The sequence below is a fragment of the Cohnella hashimotonis genome, assembly GCF_030014955.1.
In the GTDB taxonomy this organism is placed as follows: Bacteria; Bacillota; Bacilli; order Paenibacillales; family Paenibacillaceae; genus Cohnella; species Cohnella hashimotonis.
The window spans coordinates 3,905,575-3,928,997 of the sequence record NZ_JAGRPV010000001.1 but is presented as its reverse complement, the minus strand read 5'-3'; the positions used below and the strand labels follow the sequence as shown (position 1 = coordinate 3,928,997).

Annotated in this window: 13 protein-coding genes; all 13 read left to right on the top strand. The window is 59.3% G+C overall.

Features of this window, described 5'->3' with window-relative positions; all coding sequences use genetic code 11:
- Positions 1-12: 12 nt before the first annotated feature.
- The 13 genes from KB449_RS15805 to KB449_RS15745 all read left to right on the top strand — a co-directional run bounded on the left by KB449_RS15805 (position 13) and on the right by KB449_RS15745 (position 23,312).
- Positions 13-2,307 (top strand): AraC family transcriptional regulator, encoded by a 2,295-nt coding sequence (locus KB449_RS15805; RefSeq protein ID WP_282909296.1) that lies wholly within the window; start codon positions 13-15, stop codon positions 2,305-2,307.
- Positions 2,308-2,654: 347 nt separating this feature from the next.
- Positions 2,655-3,632: an ABC transporter permease gene (locus KB449_RS15800; protein WP_282909295.1), complete on the top strand. Its 978-nt coding sequence runs from the start codon at positions 2,655-2,657 to the stop codon at positions 3,630-3,632.
- Positions 3,633-3,649: 17 nt separating this feature from the next.
- Positions 3,650-4,558, top strand: a complete 909-nt coding sequence (locus tag KB449_RS15795) for a carbohydrate ABC transporter permease (protein ID WP_282909294.1) — start codon at positions 3,650-3,652, stop codon at positions 4,556-4,558.
- A 94-nt stretch (positions 4,559-4,652) separates the two neighbouring features.
- Positions 4,653-6,344 carry an extracellular solute-binding protein gene (locus KB449_RS15790; protein ID WP_434082509.1) on the top strand — a complete coding sequence of 564 codons (1,692 nt, stop codon included), beginning with the start codon at positions 4,653-4,655 and terminating at the stop codon, positions 6,342-6,344.
- 162 nt (positions 6,345-6,506) lie between these two features.
- Positions 6,507-8,876, top strand: a complete 2,370-nt coding sequence (locus tag KB449_RS15785; protein WP_282912827.1) for a glycosyl hydrolase family 95 catalytic domain-containing protein — start codon at positions 6,507-6,509, stop codon at positions 8,874-8,876.
- Positions 8,877-8,912: 36 nt separating this feature from the next.
- Positions 8,913-13,583: a X2-like carbohydrate binding domain-containing protein gene (locus KB449_RS15780; protein WP_282909293.1), complete on the top strand. Its 4,671-nt coding sequence runs from the start codon at positions 8,913-8,915 to the stop codon at positions 13,581-13,583.
- Between the two features lie 44 nt (positions 13,584-13,627).
- Entirely contained in the window at positions 13,628-13,879 is a 252-nt protein-coding gene (locus tag KB449_RS15775) for an SGNH/GDSL hydrolase family protein (protein WP_282909292.1), read from the top strand.
- Between the two features lie 134 nt (positions 13,880-14,013).
- Positions 14,014-15,636 (top strand): helix-turn-helix domain-containing protein, encoded by a 1,623-nt coding sequence (locus tag KB449_RS15770; protein ID WP_282912826.1) that lies wholly within the window; start codon positions 14,014-14,016, stop codon positions 15,634-15,636.
- Positions 15,629-17,416, top strand: a complete 1,788-nt coding sequence (locus tag KB449_RS15765) for a cache domain-containing sensor histidine kinase (RefSeq protein WP_282909291.1) — start codon at positions 15,629-15,631, stop codon at positions 17,414-17,416. The genes KB449_RS15770 and KB449_RS15765 overlap by 8 nt, the downstream gene beginning before the upstream one ends.
- 189 nt (positions 17,417-17,605) lie before the next feature.
- Positions 17,606-18,547 (top strand): ABC transporter permease, encoded by a 942-nt coding sequence (locus KB449_RS15760; RefSeq protein ID WP_282909290.1) that lies wholly within the window; start codon positions 17,606-17,608, stop codon positions 18,545-18,547.
- Positions 18,548-18,574: 27 nt separating this feature from the next.
- Entirely contained in the window at positions 18,575-19,468 is an 894-nt protein-coding gene (locus KB449_RS15755; protein WP_282909289.1) for a carbohydrate ABC transporter permease, read from the top strand.
- A gap of 73 nt (positions 19,469-19,541) precedes the next feature.
- A complete protein-coding gene (locus KB449_RS15750) occupies positions 19,542-21,245 on the top strand; it encodes an extracellular solute-binding protein (RefSeq protein ID WP_282909288.1) in 1,704 nt (567 codons plus the stop codon).
- A gap of 24 nt (positions 21,246-21,269) precedes the next feature.
- Positions 21,270-23,312 carry an endo-alpha-N-acetylgalactosaminidase family protein gene (locus KB449_RS15745; protein WP_282909287.1) on the top strand — a complete coding sequence of 681 codons (2,043 nt, stop codon included), beginning with the start codon at positions 21,270-21,272 and terminating at the stop codon, positions 23,310-23,312.
- Positions 23,313-23,423 lie beyond the last annotated feature (111 nt).

The following is a 23,423-nucleotide window of genomic DNA, read 5'->3' as shown; positions in this document are numbered from 1 at the left end:
GGGGGTCGGACGTTGCCGAAGCATTCGAGGATTTACCGGAACTTTCTGCTCTCCTATCTCGTCATCCTGATCCTGCCCAGCATCGCGGGTTATATGTCCTACCGGACTTCGATCGAAGTCACGCAGTCGATCTCGATCGAGAACGGCGTCACCCAGCTGCAGAACGCGCAGCAGCTGCTGGAGCGCAGAATGGCCGAGGTCGAGGGGTTCACCCGGCAGCTGGCGCTGAATCAGGATCTGTTCGTGCTGATGAACGAGAAAAAGAGCGACGGCGACGTCAATCTGTACAGCATCTGGAACGTGCTGAGAAGCGTCATGGTTTTCGGCCAGACCAACGACTTCCTGCGGAACTACTACATTTATCTGCGAAATTATAACGTCGTGCTGACGCCGGGATCCGCTTATTTCCGTCCCGAGCATTATTACGAGACCGCACATTATCGCAATATGACGCTGGACGACTGGCGCAATACGATTCTGAACAAGCCCCACAGCCGGGAGATCCTGCCGCTCAGCCCCTTCGAAGACGGCGACGGACAGACATCGGTCATTTCTTATATGCAATCGCTTCCATTGGACAGCTTTAACGAGGTCTCTCCGGCTACCGTCGTCGTTATTATCGACGAGAAGACGATTCAGAGCCTGCTGACGGGATTGAAAGATCGTTATGGCGGCTGGACATACATCAGCGACCGCGAGGGCAAGACGATCAGCCGGCAGGGCATCGAGGAAAAAGAAATCGTCCGTCTGAACGGGACGGACGGTTTGCGAGCGGACGAACAGAGCCAATTTTACGGCGACGATCTGGTCATCGCCATTCAATCGGACAAGACGGGCTGGACGTACCGCGCGGGCATCCCAAAGGCCGTGCTCATGGAAAACGCGAACCACATTAAATTCATCAGCTGGACGGTGACGGCGGTCGCGCTTGTCGTCGGGCTGCTGGCAGGCATCGTGTTGTCTTACCGGAACAGCGCGCCGATTAACCGGCTGCTCGGCGTATTTCGCGACCAATTCGCCAAGGACCAGCCGCCGCTCGGCAACGCCTACGATTTTCTGCACGGCAATGTCGCCAATATGCTGACCAACAACAAATGGCTGCAAAGCGAGCTCGACCGGCAGCTCCCGCTCGTGCAGGACGCTTACCTGAAGCGGCTGCTCGCCGGCGAATTCACGACGCGCGACGAGGCCGAGGCCGCGGCGGACCAAGCCGGCCTAAGATTCGGCTTCGCCTCAGGCGCGGTCGGAATCTTGCGCGTCGAAGGTTATTCGGGCATGGACACGGTCGAGATATTGAACGAATTGAACGCAGCGCGATTGCTCGTCAAGCAAAACCTGCGCGAGCTGTTCCCCGATCTGCAAATGACGGATATGGGCTCGGACCGGGTGGCCGCCTTGTTCGGTTATGTGCCCGAGCAGCCGGAGGAAGCGGGGGAACGCGAGATCGAGGACATGCTGCGGCCGCTCGCCGCCCGCCTGTTCGACGAGTACAAAATTTCCGTCACCGCCGCGTTCGGCGAAAGCTTCGGCACGGCGCTGGAGGTCAGCCGTTCGTGCGAGCAAGCGCGGGAGACGCTCGAGTACGCGGATTACGCCGTCCGCAAGGATATTTTGCGGCATCGCGACATCCTGCCTACGAGCGCGACCTATTATTATCCGCTGGAGACCGAGCTTCGGCTCATCGGTACGATCCGTGCGGGCGAAAGGGAAGAAGCGCGCCGGATGGTGGAGGAGCTGCTCGCGCGCAATGCCGAAAGCCGGGAGCTCTCGCCGGACATGAAGCGGCAGCTGATCGGCGAATTAAAAGGAACGCTGCTCAAGGTGCTCGACCAGAAAGCCTTCCAATCCGCCGAGCCGTTCGAATCGGTCAAAAACCGTACGCTGGCGATCCAGGAGACGGATTCGCTGGAGGCGGTCCGCGACGAGATCGGACAAATAACCGATACGCTGTGCGGCGTCGTGGCCGCGAAGAAAAACGATTTGCACCACAAGACGGTCGAGGAGATCAAGAAATATATCGCGGAAAAGTATTCCGACGCCGAGCTTACGCTTTACAAGGTAGCCGAGCAAGTGGAGCGGCCGGAGAAATACATTTCGCAGCTGTTCAAGGACGTCACGGGAACGAATTTGTCCGATTACCTGGAGAAAATTCGCATGGATCACGCGGCCGAGCTGCTGCGGGACCGGAGCGCGACGATCGACGAGATCGCGTACAAGGTCGGCTACAACAGCTCGCATTCGTTCCGCCGGGCGTTCAAGCGGGTATCGGGCGTATCGCCGAGCGCATTCCGGCAGTCATTCGATTGAATTTATAGCGTACGATCGCTCAACCGACCGTCAGGGAACTTCCCTGGCGGTTTTTACTTTGGGCGCTGAACGGCAAGGACAAACGAAAAAATAAGCCCGTTCACGCGAAATCCCGCTTTTATGCGTCCCGATCGACCGTACCGTTTTCCCGATGGCCCGTCCCCGCGTCAGATCGCGGAAAATGGGCCGTTCTAAGGCGAATCGGCTCCTCTAAATCGGGTTTTTGGTACGCTAAAATACCGATTTGTACCTTCCGGTCGGCGTTTTGGTTGCGCTATCATCGGACCTGTAGAAAGCGCTGCCAAGCAAAATCGGCGCTAGGGAACGATAGGAGGGGATCGTCGACGATGGATGGAGAAATCGCATGGGAAGGCAACGCGCAGCCGCAGCCGATCCGCAAGCGGGTGAAAAGGAGCCGGACGCTCGAAGCCAGGAAAAGCTTCAAGAAACATTGGCAGCTGTACCTGGTCGTCCTGCCGCCGCTTTTATTCTTTCTGATTTTCAAGTATTACCCGATGGCGAACGCCGTGCTCGCCTTCAAAGATTACAACGTCATTAAAGGCATCTGGGGCAGTCCCTGGGTAGGCCTGCGGAACTTCAAGCTCTTTTTCGATAACCCGATCTTCTGGGATCTAATCCGCAATACGATCCTGCTGAGCGGCTACCTGCTGCTGGCGGGCTTCCCGATTCCGATCCTGCTTGCGCTGATGCTTAACGAGATTCGCAGCGGCCGCTTCAAGCGTATCGTGCAGCTCGTGACGTTCGCGCCTTACTTTATCTCGACTGTCGTCATGGTGTCGATCATCATGCTGTTCCTGGCGCCCAGACTCGGCTTCGCCAACGTTGCCTTGAACCATATGGGCTTCGATTCGATCAACTTCCTCGGCGAACCCGGCATGTTCCGTTCGATCTATGTCTGGTCCGACATCTGGCAGACGGCCGGCTACTCCGCAGTCATCTATCTCGCTGCGCTGGCAGGCATCGATCCGACGCTGTACGAGGCGGCCAAGGTGGATGGCGCGTCCCGGTTCCAGAAGATCGTTCACGTCGACCTGCCGGGCATCCTGCCCACGATCGTCGTCATTCTGATCCTGAACGTCGGTAACGTCATGGCGATCGGCTTCGAAAAAGTGTACCTGCTTCAAAATCCGCTGAATCAGTCGACTTCGGAGATTATCGCAACTTACGTCTACAGCATTGGCCTGCTGAACGCCAACTACAGCTTCGCTACCGCTGTCGGCCTGTTCAACTCATTCATCAATCTGGTGCTGCTGCTCCTGGTCAACGGCATCGCCAAGCGCCTCACGAATAGCAGCATCTGGTAGAAAGGAGATTCGCGCACATGCAAGCACAAGCCGCAACGAAACGAACTTCGATTCGGGAATCGACGGGAGACCGCCTGTTCATGGCCGTCGTCTATACGATCCTCACGATCGTCCTGATCGCCGTCCTGTATCCGCTTATTTACATTCTGAGCAGCTCGATCAGCAGCCCCGCGGCCGTCACGTCGGGAAGAGTCTTCCTGTGGCCGGTGGACATCTCCTTCAAGGGCTTCGAGACGCTGTTCAACACGCCGGCCATTTTGACGGGATACGGCAATTCGATCTTTTACACGGCTGCGGGCACGCTGATCAGCGTCGCGCTTACGGTGATGATCGCCTATCCGCTGTCGCGCAAAACGTTTTTCGGACGCAACGCCATCATGATAATTGTCACCTTCACGATGATTTTCAGCGGCGGCCTGATCCCGACCTACATGGTCGTCAAGTCGCTGCACCTGATCGATACCCGGTGGGCCTTGCTCATCCCGAACGCGATCTGGGTGTGGCAGGTCATTATCGCCCGCACGTTTTTCCAGGCTTCGATACCCGATGAACTCGCCGAGGCCGCCGAGATCGACGGCTGCAGCGATCTGCGCTTCATGCGCAGCGTCGTCATCCCGCTCTCCAAGCCGATCCTCGCCGTGCTGGTGCTCATGTACGCCGTCGGTCAGTGGAATGCTTACTTCGACGCGCTCATTTACCTAAAGTCCGCCAACCTGTTCCCGCTGCAGCTCGTGTTGCGCAGCATCATCATTCAGAACAACAGTTCCGGCATGATGGACGCGATGAAAATGGTCGAGCGGCAGCAGCTTTCCGAGCTGCTCAAGTATTCGCTTATCGTCGTAGCGACGCTGCCCGTGCTCGTCATCTATCCGTTCGTGCAGCGCTATTTCGTACAGGGCATGCTGGTCGGTTCCGTGAAGGGATAACGGCGTACGGCGGCGAATGTGAGAGGGGGGATGCGTATGTAGCACGCTGCCGCAATCATTGCATGCAACTATCCAAGAAAAGGGAGCGACCCACTTGAAAAAGAGAATCGTAAGTCTGCTGGCGATCGTCATCGCCCTCAGCATGGCACTCGCGGCCTGCACGAAAAACGACAATTCGTCCGCCTCCTCGGGCGGCGCCTCATCCTCGTCCACATCCGCTTCCGCATCCGCGTCGGGAAGCGATTCGGCATCCGCCGCGCCGGTTCCGATCAAAGTATTCTCGATCCAGGAGTCCGGCATCGACCTGACCACGAACAAATTTTCCAAGTTTATCGAAGATAAATTCAACATCAAGTTCGACTGGCAGCTGAATCCGTCCGACGGCGCGAAGGAAAAACGCCAGATCTCGCTGGCGAGCGGCGACTATCCGGACGCCTACATCCTGCCTTCCTACATCGATCACTTCTCGCAAGCGGATCTGCTCAAGTACGGTAAGCAAGGCGTTATCGTCCCGCTGAACGACCTGATCGACCAGTACGGTCCGAACATCAAGGCGGCGATGGAAGCCCATCCCGACCTGAAGCAATACATCACGGCTCCGGACGGCAACATCTACGGCCTCGTCTCCTATACGCAGTGCTTCCACTGCTCGTATCCGAACAAGATGTGGGTCAACACCAAGTGGATGAAGCAGCTCGGCATCCAGCCGCCGAAGACGACCGAAGAGTTCAAGGCGATGCTCGAAGCGTTCAAGACGAAGGACCCGAACGGCAACGGCAAGCAGGACGAAGTGCCGCTGAGCGGCTCGATCGAAGACTTCGGCGTCCGCGTCGTGCCCTATCTGATGAACGGCTTCGTCTATGACGACGACCGCAATTATCTGAACCTGAAGGACGGCAAGGTCGTCTCCGCGGCCATCACGCCGGAGTGGAAGGAAGGCCTCGCTTATATCAAGTCGCTGTACGACGAGAAGCTGATCGATCCGGGCGCTTTCACGCAAAACGCCGAAGCGTTCAAGAAGATCGGCGAGAACGGCGACGCGCAAATTCTCGGCGCAGGCGCAGGCATGCACCCGGCCATCTTCGTCAACATCGACAAAGGCAACCGTTTCTCCGCCGACTACGACGCGTTGCCTCCGCTGACCGGTCCGCACGGCTCGCTGGCGACGCATGACGGCGGCGGCGTCGATCCGGGCGCCAAGTTCGTCATCACGAACAAAGCCAGCAAGGAAGCGCAGGTCGCGCTGATCAAGATGGTCGACTATATGTTCACGCCGGAAGGACAGACGAACGGCGCATCGGGTATGGAAGGCATCGACTGGGAGAAGCCGGGTCCGGACGACGTGGCTCTGGACGAGAGCGTCAAGGCGCAGTTCAAGCCGATCCCGGCGACCGAAGGCGAAGCGCCTCGCAATGCGGGCTGGAGCGGCGTCGCTCACTTCTACCAACCGAAGGAATACCGCGACAGCTTCGTCTCTGCTACGGACATCTACGATTCGGCCGGCTACGAGCGCCGACTGTACCAAGCGACCCTCGAGTATCAAGGCCACGAGCCGAAGGAACTGTTCCCGCTCTGGTCGCTGTGGATCGATCCGTCGCTGACCGACGAAGCCAGCATTCTGCAGACCAACCTCAAGAACTACATCGAGCGCAGCGAGCTTCAATTCATCACGGGCAACCTCGATCTGAACAAAGACTGGGACAGCTACGTGAAAGGTCTGAAAGACCTGAAGCTGGACCGCTACCTGGAAATCCTGCAGCAAGCGTACGACAAGGCCGCGAAGTAAGCACGAATCAGGCCGCATAGTAACGCGCAGCACAGGCCTTCTGGCCGCAAAGCCGGAAGGCCTGGCTCGTCATGCCCGAAATAGGAATTCGAGGGGAGGCGGGCTAGTGAAACCGCGTAAGCAACGCATTAAACCTGCAATGGAGGACACCGCTTGAACGTCATGGAACGGGCAGCCGCTCACGGCATCCGGTACGATCGTCCGGCCGCGACGTTCTTCGAAGGCGCGCTGCTCGGCAACGGCAAGCTCGGCGCCGTCGTCACGACCCGGCCCGACGCGATCGTCATTCACTTCGGACATAACAACGTATGGGACATCCGCATCGCGGAAAACAACAAAGAAAAGATCGGCACCTTCGAAAGCCTGTTCGCGCGGCTTAAAGAAATTCCCTCGCATTACAGCTCGCTCTCCGAGGATCCGTGGTATCGCGAGTACGTGGAAATGGCGTCCGCCAATTACGCCCGTCCGTATCCGCGCCCGATGCCGTGCGGTTCGCTCTTGCTCGGCTTCGACCGGCGGCGGGTCGAAGTGCTCGGCCACACGCTGCGCATTCACGACGGCATGTGCGAGATCGATTTGCTCGCGGACGGCAGGCAAGTTCAGCTGTTGACGTTCGTCGAGCAAGATAAGGACGCGCTGCGACTGGCGCTCAGAACGGATGGCGGACCGGAAGACGTACCGATCGTGTTCAACCGCGTCAAGCTGATCGCCGATCCCGAGACGCCGCAAGAGCTGCCTGCGCCGTCGCCCTTTATGGATGCACCGCGGGGGCTGATGGCGTTCCGCCAGCGTCTGCCCGCCGCAGTCGGCGGGGAGCCGAAGGATGGCGGACAAGCAAACGACCGCGCCTTCCGTCTGACGGCGACATTCGAACCGGCTGCCGGCCTGCATGCGGGCGCTTCCTCCTGGGAAGGACTGCTGAACCCGGTACGGGCGGAGGGGAGATTCGAGGTGCGCGTCGCGCTCGACGAGGGACTCGACGCCGACGTGCCGGAGCCGGAAGCGGCGCAGCAGGACGGCGACGCCGATTTTGCAAGCGCATTCGCCCAGGCAACGGACAGCTGGTCGCGTTTCTGGTCGCGCTCGGGCGTAGCGCTCGGCGACGCGTTTCTTGAGCGGATCTGGTACCGCAATCTGTACTTTTTCAACTGCGCCGTCTCTCCGGACGCGATCTGTCCGGGCTTATTCGCCAATTGGAGCTACGGCAAGATCGGCTCCGAATGGCATGGCGATTACCATATGAACTACAACACGCAGCAGCCGTTCTGGCTTGCCTTCTCGAGCAACCATGTCGACAAGCATCTTGCCTATGTGGACATGGTCGAACGGATCGGACCGGTCAGCCGCAAATGGGCCCGGGAATATTACGGCCTGCGCGGGGCGTATTATCCGCACTCCGCCTACCCTGTCGAGATGACGATGATGCCTTATCCCGTCCCGCACTGGGGCTGGGAGATTTGCGAGACGCCATGGACCGTGCAGAGCCTTTGGTGGCACTACCTGTACACGATGGATCTCGATTTTCTGGCCGGTCGCGCCTTTGGCCCGATTCGAGATGCCGCGCTGTTCATGGTCGATTACATGAAACGGCCGGACGCGCGGGGCGAAACCTGGGGCGACGACCGCTATCACGTTTATCCGACCGTCGCGCCGGAGCTGTACGAGCTGACGCCGGGCTTTCGTTTGAACCGGGACTGCATCGTCGATCTGACGCTGACGAAGTTTTTGTTCCATGCTTTCCGGCAAGCTTGCGCGGCGCTCGGGCGGACGGAAGCGGAGGCGGAGCTTCTCGCGGAAGTGGAAGAGGTGCTGGCGCATTTCCCCGACTATCCGACCGCCCGGTCGGCGCGGGGAACCGTGTACGTGTCGGTGCCGGGCGAGGACCCGGAGGTCGTATACAACGTACCGAATGGCGTCGCAACGGTGTTTCCGGGCGAGGACCATGGCCTGCATTCTCCGCCGGACGACTATGCGATCGCGGCGAACAGCTACCTCAACCATCGCAACGAGGGCGGCAACGATTTGGTGTTTTACGCGATGGCCGGCGCGCGTCTTGGCATGCTCGATCTCGAACGGTTCAAGCGGCAGATCGATTACTGCATGCTGCCTAACGGCACCTGTACCGACAAGCTGCTCGAGGCCGGGGGCCGCTATTCGGATACGACGCCGTTCGACTACATGGGCCAAATGGGGATCTGGTTCGAAAATTTCGCGCTGCCCGCCGTCATCAATGAATGCCTGCTGCAGAGCTACAACGGCGTTCTGCGACTGTTCCCCAACTGGCCCAAGCATCTGCCGGCTTCGTTCGCTACGCTGCGGGCCGTCGGCGGCTTCCTCGTAAGCGCTTCCTTCGAAAAAGGCTGCGTGCAATGGGTGGAGATTGTCAGCGAGGCGGGCGCCCCGCTCCGGATGCACAATCCTTGGACGGGCGACGTCGCCGTTAAGCGGAACGGAACTGAAGAGACGGCGTCCGGCGCGCTGCTCGAATGGCATGCGACGGCGGGAACCTTGTTTCGGCTGACGCCTGCTTAAAGATGGGTTTTACCATTCGAAAAGGAGCTGATCCGTTTGCATCGAATTTTTAAGAAAAAAAGCCTGATCCTGCTGCTCGCCGGCACGATTGTCGCGCAGCTCGGCTTCGTCGCGCCGGGTGCGAACCGGGCCGTCGCTGCAGACAAAGAGCTGGCGCAGAAGCCCTATATGGGCTGGAGCAGCTACAGCATGCAGGTGTACGACGGTCCGTCAGGCAACTGGACATCGGCGGCGAAGATCAAGCAAATGTCCGATGCGATGCATGAAAAGCTCCAATCTCACGGTTACAATTACATTAATATCGACGCGGGCTGGAACGGCGGCATGGACGAGTACGCCCGGCCGATTCCGAGCGAGACGCTGTACCCGGACGGCTTCCAGAACGTCATCGACTACGTTCACGCCAACGGACAGAAGATCGGCATCTATTTGATTCCAGGTCTGTCTCCCGCCGCATACGAGGCCAACCTGCCGATTTACGGCACGGAAAGCTGTCATATCCGGGACATCACGAAGCAGCCGATTCAGTACGCGGATTACTGGAATATCGGCTACAAGATCGATTTCAACACGAATCCCGATTGCGCGCAGGCATACATCGATTCGATCGCGGACCTGATCGGCTCCTGGGGCATCGACTTCGTCAAGTTCGACAGCGTGACGCCGGGCTCCGGCCACAACGATACGTCGATCGACGCACGGGACGACGTGGCCGCCTGGTCCAAAGCGCTTGCCCGCAACAAAATCTGGTTCGAGCTGTCCTGGGCGCTCGACCATAACTATGCGGACGTGTGGAAAAAGTACGCCAACGGCTGGCGCGTCAACTGGGACGTCGAGTCGTACGACCCGAAGGTCGGCCTGACGCAGTGGGCCAACATCGCCCGGCTGTTCCCCGACGCCGCGATCTGGTGGCGGGATGCGGGTCCCCGCACCGGCTGGAACGACTTCGACTCCCTGAACGTAGGCAATGGCGCGATGGACGGCCTCACCAAGGACGAGCGCCAGACGGCGATGACGTTCTGGGCCGTATCGGCTGCGCCGCTATATACGGGCAACGATCTGACACGTCTGGACAGCTACGGCCTCCAGCTGCTGACCAATGACGAAGTGATCGCCGTCGATCAGGCGGGCCGCCCGGCGCATCCCGTATCGACCGCGACGAGCCAGCAGGTATGGTACGCGAACAACGGAGACGGCACTTATAATGTCGCCGTGTTCAACCTGGGCACAAAAGCCGAATCGATTGCCGTGAATTGGGGCGATATCGGGCTGGACGGTCCGGCATCGGTCCGCGATCTGTGGAGCCACAGCGAGCTCGGCACGTTCGAGAAGGGCTATACGGCGGAAAGCGTAGATCCTCATGCGTCGCGCCTGTTCAAAGTAACGGCGCAAAGCGGAACGTCGTTCGTGAACGACGATGACACCGGCTTCGTCTACGAAGGAAATTGGACGCGCAACGGCGGCAAAGAAGTGTCGGCCGAGTCGCAGGATCTGACGGTGAACGTGGGGAGCGCGGCGCCGGGACTGACTGCGGCGGCACGGCAGGAAGCCGGCCTGGCGCAGGATCAATCGAAGAACGCGCAGGCGTTGACGGCCGCGGATCATTATTACGTGGTGAACGACGACGACGCGGACGTGCAGTATAACGGAGGCTGGAACGACAGCGATGGCCGGGGCGTCGGCGATTATTCGAACGACGTTCACTGGACGGAAGGAAACGGCAATTCGTTTCAACTGACGTTTAAGGGTACGGGCATCGACTATATTACCGAAAAGGAAGGCTCCCAGGGCAATGTCGACATCTTCCTGGACGGCGCGCTCCAGGGCACCGCTGATACGTACAACGACGACGGACGCTCGGTACAGCAGACCGTCTACCGGATCGACGGTCTTGACGGCGCGACGCATACGGTGAAGGGCGTGAAGCAGTCCGGCGGCTATGCGCTGCTGGACGCGCTCAAGGTGCATGTCGATCATCTCATCGATGCGACTGACGCTACGTTCGACTCGGATCAGCCGGCGGATGTCACAACCGCGCTGAAGGTCGACGCCCGCTATCTGAAGAGCGTGGCGCTGAACGGCAGCGCGCTCGCAAGCCCTGCGGACTACACCGTTTCGAACGGCACAATCACGGTTAAAAAGGATGCCTTTGCGGGGCTCGCTGCGGGCGAATCGACCCTTATCTTCGCTTTCACAGGCGGCGACGAAGAAGCGAAGACGGTTGCGATCAGCGGACAGAGCAGCGCGATCAACCCGAAGACGGCTTCCTTCGATAAGAAGTCTGCGAATCAAACCGACATCGAGACGACGCTCACGCTGAACGGCAATACGCTCGTCGGCATCGCAAACGGCGAAGCCGCATTGACGTCGGGCACGGATTATACCGTCGCCGGAACGACGGTCACGATTAAGAAATCGTATCTGGCCGCTCTGCCGGTCGGGGCCGCGCAGCTGACGTTCGCGTTCAGCGGCGGCGCGTCTCAAACGCTGACGGTAAACGTAACCGATACGTCCGGCCTTCGTTACGTGCTCGTCAACAATAGCGATGCAGGCATCGCGTACAGCGGCTCTTGGAACAACAACAGCGGCCGTCCGTACGGCGATTACCAAGGCGACGTGCAGTTTACGGAAAACAACGGCGATTCGTTTACCTACGTTTTCTCCGGCACGGGGATCGGCATCGTCACGGAAAAAGACAATTCCCAAGGCGATATAGAAGTGTATCTGGACGGACAGCTCGTCTCTACGGTCGATACGCGCAGCGCGGTTCGCCAGGGCTTCCAGACCGTGTACAGCGTCTCGGGACTGACCAACGGCCAGCACACGCTGAAGGCGGTCAAGAAAAACGGCCAGTTCATGCTGCTCGACGCGCTTCGGATTGAAAAGCCCAGCCTTCTCGGCGAAGAAGAGATCGGATTCGACCCGGCGCGGCCCGAGGATGCGACTGTAACCCTGCTCCGCGACAGCGGCAGCCTGGCGACTGTGAAAAACGGCAATGCGACGCTGTCCGCGGGCACCGATTATACGATAAGCGGCGATACGGTGACGATTCGCTCCGCCTATCTGGCCGGACTGCCTGCGGGCGCAACGAAGCTCTCGTTCAGCTTCAAGGGCGATGCGTTCAGCGATATCCATTATGCGACTGAAAACGGTGATGCTTACAGCTATACGTTTAAAGGAGCGGGGTTCGCCCTGCGCATGCCGACCGGTCCTTCGCAAGGAGAGTTCGAAGTGTTGGTGGACGGGGTATCCAAAGGAACGGGCAGCGCCGAGAGCGATGCGCTCAAGCTGCAGCAGAACGTATTCCATCTCGACGGACTCGCGAGCGGCTCGCATACGGTCAAGGTCGTTAAGAAATCGGGGCAGCTGCTGCTTGCCGACGGTCTTTCGTATACGGTAGCCGGCGTTGACGTCGTGCCGCAGACGCCGTCCGGCCCTGCGACTGCGACTCCTGCGCCTGAAAAGGTGCAAGGCAGCGTCGGTGGCGGCTCCGGTAGCGCACAGGTTTCCGTAGACGTTAGCAGAACGATGCTCGCAAGTGGCACGAAGCGGGACGAATTGTCCTTCTCGGGCGCGGCGGTCAAGGATGCGATCGCCAAGCAAGCGGCGGCGGGCGCGACAACGATTACGCTTGCCGTTCCCGATGCCAAGGACGAAGTGTCAGAGACCAAAGTGACGATACCGGCGGACATCGCCAAGCTGCTCGCGGACGGCAAGCTGGACCTTGGCCTGTCGATCGGCGGCTCCAAAATCGTCATTCCGGCAGCGTCGCTGAACGCCGCCGGCTGGGATCTCGTATTTACGATCAAGCCGCTGAAGAGCGAGGCGGACCGGTCCGCCGCTCAAAGCCGCGCGAACGCCTCGAGCGTCGTCAAGGCCGCGTACGGCGATACGGCTGCCGTCACAGGACGCCCGCTGTCGATCGATACGAATCTGCAGGGCAAAGACGTCGATCTCGTGCTGCCGCTCGGCGAAGCCGCCGGCTCCGGCGCGAACCGACTGGGCGTGTTCGTCGAACACAGCGACGGTTCGACCGAACTGAAACATGGCGAGATCGTCGATTTGGGCGCGGGCAAAGGATTTAAGATTACCGTGAACAAATTCAGCACCTTCACGCTGTTGAAGCTTAGCGATCAGCCGACAACCGCTCATCAAGCATACATTCAAGGCTTTGCGGACGGAACCTTCAGACCAAGCGCCGCGCTGACGCGGGCGCAGATCGCGACGATCGTCGCGAGACTCGCCGCGGATTCGAACAGCGCAGCCGACGGGCAAGCCAAGTCCTACACGGACGTGTCAACAAGCCACTGGGCTGCGGCGGACATCGCCGCCGTCGGCAAGCTGGGGCTTATGAACGGCTACGCGGACGGCTCGTTCCGTCCGGATCAGGCGGTCACGCGCGCCGAGATGGCCGCGCTGGCCGTGAAGCTCGCGCAACCATCGGGAACGCCGGGCGCCGGATTCCGCGATACGGACGGCAACTGGGCCGAGGCTTCGATCAAGCAGGCGCAGGGCGCGGGCTGGATCGGCGGCTACGCGGACGGCAAGTTCCGTCCGGGCCAGGCGCTGACGCGCGCCGAAGCGGTCGTGCTGCTGAACCGCGTGCTAGGCCGCGAGCCAGCACAGGCGGGCGGCGTCTCCAAGTGGACCGACGTACCTGCCGGGCATTGGGCGCTGGCTGACCTGCTCGAAGCGGCCGCAGACTGATTGCTCGGCAGCGCTAGCTAATAAAGTGCGGGACTCTTCCATTCATGGAGGAGTCCCGTTTTCTAAGGAGGACACGACAATATGGCCGTTTCGGGGCTTACCTCGCCGATCGCGTCTCGATCTTCAACGCCGGCGTCGGCGGTACGGATTCTTCCTTTGGCGCGGCGCGCTTGCGGGAACACGTAGGGAGCCTCGGGCCGATCGATCTGCTGTTCGTCGAGTTCGCTGTCAACGACGGGGAAGATCGGGCCGAGTCGCTGGCTCCTTCCATCCGATTATCCGGCTTCTATCATTAGATCTGTCCAAGTAAAGCTTAGGATTGTCATCGTTGACTTCGGCCGGGGCATGGCGAACAATAAAACGGTGGAACGATAGATACGTTGCCGTCTATACAGCCAGATCCCGGCAAGGAGGAACAGACTTGTACAAGGTGTTGATCGTGGAGGACGAGCCCGCGATTCGTATTGGCCTCGCGCGGCATCCGATCTGGGGCGAGCTCGGCTGCGGGCAGGCGCTGGAAGCCGACGACGGTACCGGCGCTCTTGACCTGGTAGCGGGCGATCCGGATATCCGGCTTGTCGTCACGGATATCCGGATGAAAAAAATGTCCGGTCTGACGTTAATTGCGCAGCTGTACGACACTTTGGCTTTTGAAGGTAAAGTCATCGTCCTTAGCGGGTACGACGACTTCGAATATGCACGCGCGGCGATGGCCTACGGCGTCGTCGATTACTTGCTTAAGCCGGTCGATATGGCGGAACTGGCCGCGGCCGCGGCCCGGACGCTGGAAAGACTGAAACGGGAGGAGCGGCAGCACGAGCGTCTGCGACTTATGGACAATGCCCTGCCGAGGCTGCAGGAGGAGCTGCTGCAGCGGCTCGCGGAAGGGCCGTCCCGCGTCGAGGCGGCGACCGCGCTGCGACTGGAACTGGAGTCCCGCGGCTTGTCGTGGCTGGCATCGGATCGGCTGGCCGTGCTGGTGCTCGAAGCGGACAATTTGCGCGTGCCGCATCCCCCGCAGCTCGGCGCTGCCGATCCTGGCCTGGCGTTTTTTGCCATCGGCAACGTGGCGGAGTTTTCGCTATACGAATATGCTTCCCGCATCGGGCCGTACGCGAGATTCCGCTCTTCGCGGCATGACAGGTGGATCGTTATTTTCGGAGAGCCGCCAGCTGCGGAAGACGCCGGGCAGAGCTGGCTCGACGAGCTTGAGCGCTTGCTCGGGGAGCGGATGCGGACCTTCGTAAAGATCGGGGTCACCGTCGCCGCAGTCGCCGGAGTTGCCGGCACGCCGGCAGACGAACTGTACAGGAACGCGCTGGAGAAGCTCAATCGAATCCGGCTGTACGGTTCGGCGGATGAAGAAGCGCAGGGAGCGGGCGGTTACCGCGAGGTCGACGCTTTGTCCGGAGCGCAGCCGCTCGTTGACCTGCTTCGTTACGGACAAGACGCCGACGTTACCGAGGCAATGTCTCATTTTCCGAGGCTCGTGAGAGAATGGCACCCCGGAAGCGTTCGCGATCTCCATCGGCGTACGTTCGATTGGCTGCTCGAGCTGTTCGAGACGGCGCGCAAGGCCGGCTGGAAGGAGGAGCATTGGCGGCGCAATCCGATTCTGCTGTGGGAGCAAATCCAGGCTTACGATACCGTCGAGGCGCTGCAGTCGTATGCCGAGGCACAGCTCCTGCAGGTGCACGAGGCGCTCCGAGAGGCGCCGCGAAGCCAGGTGCTGCAGCAGGCTGAGAAATATATCCGCGAACATTTTACAGAGCCGCTTACCGTCCAGGCGATCGCGGAGCATGTATTCGTGACGCCCGAATGGCTCAGCACGCTTTTCAAGAAAAGTCACGATTGCACCGTGCTCGATTACATCACCCGGCTGCGCATGGAAAAGGCAAAGGAGCTGCTCAAGGACGTCGGCCTGAAAATTTATCAGATCGGCGGCATGGTCGGCTACAAAGACGCCGTCTATTTTTCCAGGCTGTTCCGAAGGCTTACCGGCACGACGCCCAAGGAGTACCGCAATCAATGGGGCATACCGGCCGATGACTAAACCGATCCGCTTGACGCGGCTGTCGATGCGGTACCGGGTCCTGTTCGTTTTTTTCGTGCTGATCGTCGTGCCGTTTTTACTCGTCGGGTATATCGCGCTGTCTAAATCGGAAAAAACGATACGGCAAACCAATCTGGATGCCGTCGTGCTCACCGGAAAGAATCTGCATTCCTTTTTCCATTATGTGCAGAACGAACAGGACAAGCTGATGGCTTCGGACGAGCTGCAGGAGCTGATGGCCCGCGGCGTCCGTCAGGGAACGGACGAGATCGCGTTCGCGGACGAGCTGCTTTCTTACATCGACAGCGTCAATTATTCGAATCAACTGTTCAAGATTCGCGTGCTGCCGCTGGATCCGGCTTCCATGCCTACTTATATGCATTCGGCCTACGGCACGCAGGACGTGGCTTCACAGGCTTGGTACCGCGATATCGTACGGGAGGGACGCGCCTTTTGGAAGGTATTCGCGCCCTTGGAGCTGCCAGGAGCGGCGCTGGAACCGACGCTGAGCGATATCAAGCGGCTGCACAGTCTAAAGACATTTGCGCCGCTTGGCGTTGTCGTCATGGACATTCGGCCTTCCATGCTGTCGAGTTTCATCGATCCGGTCAAGCAATTTCCGCATCAGCGGATATGGCTGCTGACGAAGGACGACCGGATCGTGTACGCCACGGACGGCCGTTACGACGACCGGCCGCCGGCCGAAGCGCTGCGCCGAACGGCTCTGCTTCCCGAACATTCCGCGACCTTGAGATACGACGGGCAGCCGTCCCTTGTCAACGTCGTACCGCTGCTCGAGAACGAACTGAAGCTGGTAAGCGTCACGCCGCTTAAGGATCTGGACAATCCCGTCTCGGTGCTGAGCCGGTTGAATTTTACCTTTCTGCTGTTTTATTTTGCGTTATCCATCACGTTGGCGGGCTACATCACCGTTAAATACACGAACCCGATCAGCTCCCTCGTCCGCGAAATGAGAGATATCGTTCGTCACAGCTTCAGCGAGACGGCCGTAGCCGAATCGCGCTTCGCCGACAGGCGCGACGAGGTAGGCTGGCTCTACCGAGGCATGTACAACATGATCCGGGAGATCCAGCGTCTGCTGAAGGAGACGAAGGAGTCCGAGAAGCGAAAAAAGCAGCTCCAGTTCGAAGTGCTGAACTACCAGATCAATCCCCACTTTTTATACAACACGCTCGACACGATCCGGTGGAAAGCGGAGGAGAAGCAGGCGGGCGAGATCGGAGAGCTCGCGAGCTCGCTCGCCTCGTTATTCAGATTGACGCTGAACCGCGGCAAGGAGATTACGACGGTCCGCAGGGAGCTTGCGCTGCTCCAGGCCTATCTGAACATCGAGAAGGCGCGCCGCGACGCGCCGATACCGGTTATTTTCCGAATCGACGACGCTTTACTGGAGCTGCCGCTCATGCGCCTTATTTTGCAGCCGCTCGTGGAGAATGCGATCCGGCACGGCATAGCCGATATGGGCGAGGAAGGCATGATCGTCGTCCAGGGCGGGCTGGAGAACTGCCGGATCGAGTTCAGGATCTCCGACAACGGTCCGGGCATCCCGGAGGACATCCGCGGGACGCTGCTCGAGCCGTCGGCGGCAGCGAAGCGAGACCGGGAAGGCGGACTGGGCCTGATCAACGTACACGAACGTCTGCGTCATTATTTCGGCGAACCGTTCGGCCTGGAGGCAATCAGCGAGCCCGGGAGAGGTACGACCATCGTGCTGATTCACCCCGTGCTGCCCGACGGAAGTACCGAGCTTGACGAGTAAATGAAAGCCATTCAAGCCCCTTCGGCCCTCGCGGGCTGGAGGGGCATTTTGCAGGCCGCGCTTGTCTGAAGGCTGCGGCATTCGCACTGCAGGATAAACGCCTTAGTCCTGTATCAGTAAACCTTATTCCCGTCACCTGTTAGCGTACGTACGCCCGGTGCTATGCTGTTTGAAGGGAGGGAAGCAAGGATGAAGGACGCGTTTGGAAAACGCAAAAAAATCGGCGGAAGCGGACTCGGGACGTTCAGGTCGCAGCTCGCGCTTCAACTGATGGTGTTGCCCTGCATGGCATTTTTGTTGATTTTCGCTTATGTGCCGATCGCGGGGAACGTCATCGCTTTTCAGGATTTTAACTTGTCGGGCGGGTTTTTCGGCAGCCGGTTTATCGGGCTCGCTCATTTCCGCGAGATGTTCGCCGACCCGAGCTTTTACATGGCGATGAGAAATACCGTCATTCTAAGCTTGCTCAATATGCTTATCGTTTTTCCGGCGCCGCTGCTTTTCGCGCTGATCGTGAACGAGATTCCGTTTTTGCGGTTCAAAAAAATCGTTCAGACGAGCAGTTATCTGCCCAACTTCATCTCGTTCGCGATGGTCGCGTCGATGTGGATTTTTCTGCTGGACCCGAAGGGCATGGTCAATCAATCGCTGATGCTGCTCCATCTGACGAAGCATCCGATCGAATTTTGGACGGAGCCCGGCCTGTTCCGCCCGTTGTCCGTCGTGATCGGCATCTGGAAAGGCGTCGGCTGGGGCGCGATCATCTATCTCGCCGCGATCTCGGGCATCAACCCCGATCTGTACGAGGCGGCCAAAATGGACGGAGCCGGGCGGATCAAGCGCATTTTTTACATCACGCTGCCTAATTTGATCCCGTTGTTTTCGATTCTGTTTATTTTAAACGTCGGAACGCTGTTCAGCGGCAATCTCGACCAATCGGTATTGCTGGGCAACTCCTTCAACAAAGAAACCTCTTACGTGATCGAGTACTATTCGCTGCAGATGGGATTGGAGCTTACCCGCTATTCTTACGCGACGGCCGTCAGCTTTTTCCAATCCGTCATGGCGATCGTACTGGTGCTCGTCGCGAATTGGTTCTCGGGAAAAGTATCCGGCAACCGCTTGTTCTAATATCGCTGCGAACGGAGATGAACGCATATGCAAGCCCGCATCAAGCTTACGGCGGAGGACAAGGCCGTCAACGTATTCGTGATCGTCGTCACTGTCCTTGCGCTACTGGCGACCTTTTATCCGATTTATTACCTGCTCGTCTATTCGCTCAACGATCCGATCGACGCAGCGAGCGGCGGCCTCTACTGGTTCCCCCGCAAATTCACGCTGGAGAATTACGCTTACGTGTTCAAAAACGACCATCTATTCGGCTCGTTTCTCATCACGGCAGCGCGTACCGCGATCGGGACGCTGACCGGCGTTTTGTTTACGGCTCTGGGCGCGTACGCCCTGTCCAAGGATCGGCTCGCGCTGCGCAAGGTTTACTCGATCGTGGGCCTGGTAACGATGTATTTCAGCGGGGGCCTGATTCCAAGCTACTTGCTGTACCAGCGGCTGCACCTGCTCGACACCTTTTGGGTGTATATCGTTCCGGCGCTGTTCAGCATCTACAACGCCCTGCTTTTCATGGCTTTTTTCCGGCAGCTGCCGGGCGAGCTCGAAGAGTCTGCCAAGGTGGACGGGGCGGGGGACTTTTACATTTTCGCTAGGCTGGTGCTTCCGCTGTCCAAGCCCGTGCTGGCGACCGTCTCCTTGTTCGTAGCCGTCAACCACTGGAACGACTGGTTTTCCTCGGCTTACTTCGTATCGAATCAAAATTTGTGGACGCTGCCGACGATCATCGTCCGCATGCTGTCCGACAATTCGATCATGGACAATATGAAAAACATGTCTCCGGGCATGCGCATGGATCCGCTGTCCACCTTGCTTGCGATCAAGTACGCAACGTTAATCGTCACGATCCTGCCGATCGCAGTCGTGTACCCGTTCATCCAGAAATATTTCGTCCAGGGCATGATGGTCGGAGCGATCAAGGCTTGACATCCGTTTCGGTATCTAAAGGTCTTCGGGCCTTTCGATATAAATGTAGAACAGATCAGGGGAGGAAACGAAAATGGGGAAAAAAGCGAAGGGCATGTCCGCGCTGCTTGCCGTCTGCATGGGAGCCGCGCTGCTCGCAGGGTGCGCCGGCAATAACGACGGGGGTGCCGCAAGTGCGCCCGGTACGAACGGCGCGGCGGGAACGAACGAATCGTCCGCTTCCGGCTCGGCTGCCGCAAGCGGCGATGCATCGCCGGTCACGCTCAGCCTGTATTCGGACCGAGGCTGGTACAGCGACTGGACCGGGCCGGGCGCGCAGCGGATCGAGCAAAAGACCGGCGTTCATTTCAACGTCAAAAAGCCGGTTCAGGACGACGGAGACGGCAAAGACATCGCGCTGATGATCGCGAGCAACAACTTGCCCGACGTGATGGTCGTCGATGCCGGCAACAAAATGCTCCAGCAGCTGATCGACGGCAATTATTTGTATTCGATGGACGAATTGATCGAAAAATACGCGCCTGATCTCGGCACGATCTTGAACGAGCAATACGGGCCAGAGCTGCTGACCAACTTCAAGGAAAAGGACGGCAAAACGTACAAGCTCGTATCGGGCTACCAGACGGAAAGATACCTGGATGAAGCGAAGAAAAACGCGGGGCTTGCGCCGGTGTGGCTGCCGCAGCTCGTCGTCCGCAAAGATTACTACGACGAGATCGGCCGGCCGGACACGTCCACGCCCGAGAAGTTCATGAATGCGCTTGCGCAAATGGCTGCCAAGCATCCGGATAAAATCCCTTATATCGGCGATAAAAGCCAGCATGCAGGCGATCTCAGCTGGTTCAATCCGCAATTCGGCGTCGCCCCTTACTATGTGGACGGCAGCGAGGTCAAAAATACGATTCACGACCCGAAGTGGAAGGATACGCTCAAGTTCGGCTATGAGCTGGCAAGCAAGGGCCTGCTGACGAAGGAATCGTTCGTCAACACGAACGATGTGACCGCGCAAAAGGTCGCGGCCGGCGACGCGATCGTATGGGCGTACAATTCGACGGCCGAAAACGCCGCGCCGCCCAAGGACAATCCGGACACGCAATTTGAGGTGCTGCCGCCTTTCCAGAGCTATATGTATCCGACGATCCCGACGGGGTGGCTCGCGCTCGTCGTTCCGAAGAGCAACAAAAATCCGGAACGCACGATGAAGCTGCTCGAGTACGCGGCGTCCAAGGAAGGCCAGGAGGACTTTTTCTTCGGCATCCAGGGACAAGGCGCGGACGACTTCAAGAGCCTGTCCGACGGTCCCCACTTCTACTTCGACTCGGCGGTTCCGAACGATTACTTCCAGGAAGGCAAGCCGACCTATACGAAAAGCTTCTCGGACGCGCTGAACAAGGATTGGGGCGGAACGTGGAGCCAGGTCGGATTCGGCGAGCCGATCGTGCTGATCGCCAACTGGGCCGTCACCAATGCCGTGCAGTGGAATCCGCTCGACGAGAAGAAGGTCGCTTACGATAAGCTCATGTCCGCCAAGATGAAGTTTTTCCCGGAATTCAACTTCAAGATCGACAGCGCGGGCGAGTTCGGGGTCATCGACGCGAAGATCAAGTCGCTAAAAGCCGACTATGTGACGAAGCTCGTATTCGCGCATTCGGATGCCGAGTTCGAGTCGACGTTCGCGAGCTTCGAGAAGGTCGCCGATCAACTCGACATCGCCAAGCTCGAGGCGGAGTATACGAGACAGTACGCGGAGTTAAAGCAGAAGCTGGGCAATCCGTAACAAAAGCGGGAGTGGAGAGATCATATGCTTGAAATAGAGAACGACCGGCTGGCCGTTCGCCTGTACGAATGGCCGGCAGTCGAGCGGTATACGTACAAAGCGACGGGAACGAAGCTGGGCGGCAGCGGGCCCGAGGGGCGATTGGCCGTCAACGGAGCGGAGACCGGCTGGGACGAGTGGGAGATCGTGCGCTCGCCATCCGCCGACAGGACATCCCTTCATTACAGCCTGATGTTGAAGCGGACAGGCCTGCAGCTGGCGATCGATTTTCGTCTGGAAGAGGCTGCGCTAAAGCTGACTGTCGCGGTGACCGACGATCCCGGCGAGCGGCTGGTACGTTTGGATTGGATCGGTCAGCCGCTGCTCTCCTGCGACGAGACTGACTTCGCCTTCGATCGGACGGAGATCCGGCAGAAGAGCTGGAAGCTGATTCCGGGCGGAGGCAGAGGCTTGTACGACAGAACGCGGGCCAGCGACAAAATCGGCGATGCGATTCCGGACGCCGCCGACGTGCCGACGATGCACGCATGCCTGTACGACGGCCGCCTGTGCTGCTTCGTACAGACGAATTATCCGGTCATTCCGCTGCTCAGCCGGTTGTCGCGACACAAGCGCGACCCCGGCCGCTCCGGGAGCTTCGCGATCGGCCCGAATACGTACCAGTACCGCGTCCGCAACCGGACGATGGAGCCGCTGGAGCTGAAGATCGTATTTCTGGAGGATATGAACGGGGACGGCATCGCCGACGAATGCGACTACCAGCTTTGGATGAACAGGCAGCTGCCCGACGCGGATCCGATGTACACGAAGGGAATCTGGTATAAGGTGTTCAACGCGGAGAAGGAGCGCGGCGTGCTGACGACCTTCAAGGAGACGCTGGAGATTATTCGCATGATCTGCCACGTGACGGACGGCATGCCTCAGATCGCTTACCTGACCGGCTGGCAGTTCGACGGCCACGATACGGGGTATCCGTCCATGAACCGAATCAATCCGAAGCTGGCCGAAGATCCCGAGCGGGCTTCAGAAGAGCTCCAGGAGCTCGTCCGCGTGGCGCGCGAGCGGTACAACTGCATCGTGAGCTATCATATTAACCTGGACGACGCGTACGTAGACGCACCGGACTGGAATCCCGATCTGCTCAGCCGCGATCCGGACGGTTCGGCGCGCGTGTGGCTCGATACGGCCAAGCAGCGCGCCTACCATATGAGTCATACGAAGGACGTGGAGAGCGGGGACGTCTTCCGGCGGATCGACGACTTTTTGCGGATGGTTCCCGTATCGCATACCGTGCAGGTCGATGCGTTCCGCAATACGAACGCCAGCTGGGAGCCGGACGGTTATATCGGTCCGCTGGAAGAACTCGTCTGCGGCATGAAGCCGATATTGGCCTATTTCCGGGAGCGCGGCATCGACGTGTCGACGGAAGGACAGAACGGCATGCCGGTCGAGGACGGCGGATTGTTCGGCGCTTACTGGCATTATTCGCCTTCCCTTCATTATCACGGCAAGATCGTCGGCGGGGGTAGCGTCGACATGAACGCGGTCGCCTGGGGCAAAGGCGCGTCGTTCGACGCCGACGTGCTGTACCGGGGAGCGCCGACGCGGCAGCTCGGCGAGCAGTTTCACGCGAGCGATTTCGAAGCGGGTCGGGACCGCATCCTCGACATTATTTTTCTCGGTTCGCTGCTTTATCAGTTTTATCTGACCCGCGAGATGGTTGAATGGCGGGAGGACGATAAGAAAGTGTACATCCGGTATGCAGACGGCGTGACGGTGAATATCGGAAAAGAGGAGCAGCGTCTCGCGGTCCGCTGGGACCGGCTCGCGATCGCGGACGACGACGATCGCTTCATCCCGCTGGGAGATCGCATCTACCTGTACAGCAGGCACGGCGCCGATCGGTCCTGGCCGCTGCCGTCGGACTGGCAGGAGACACGCATCGCGGCTGTCCGGCTGGAAGAGGACGGCGGCAGAGCGCCGGTGCCGTTCGAGCTGGCGGACGGATCGATCCGGCTGCGGCTGGCTCCGAGAACGCCGGTCATGTTGACGCGTTCGAAAGCCTGAACAAGATGTCGAGACCAGGGAAATGCCTGCCGGGGAAGCCGGACGGGCATTTCCCTGCGCTCTATATCGAGGCGGCAAACAACTTGAGCTTCATCACTAAAAGGGGGCAAT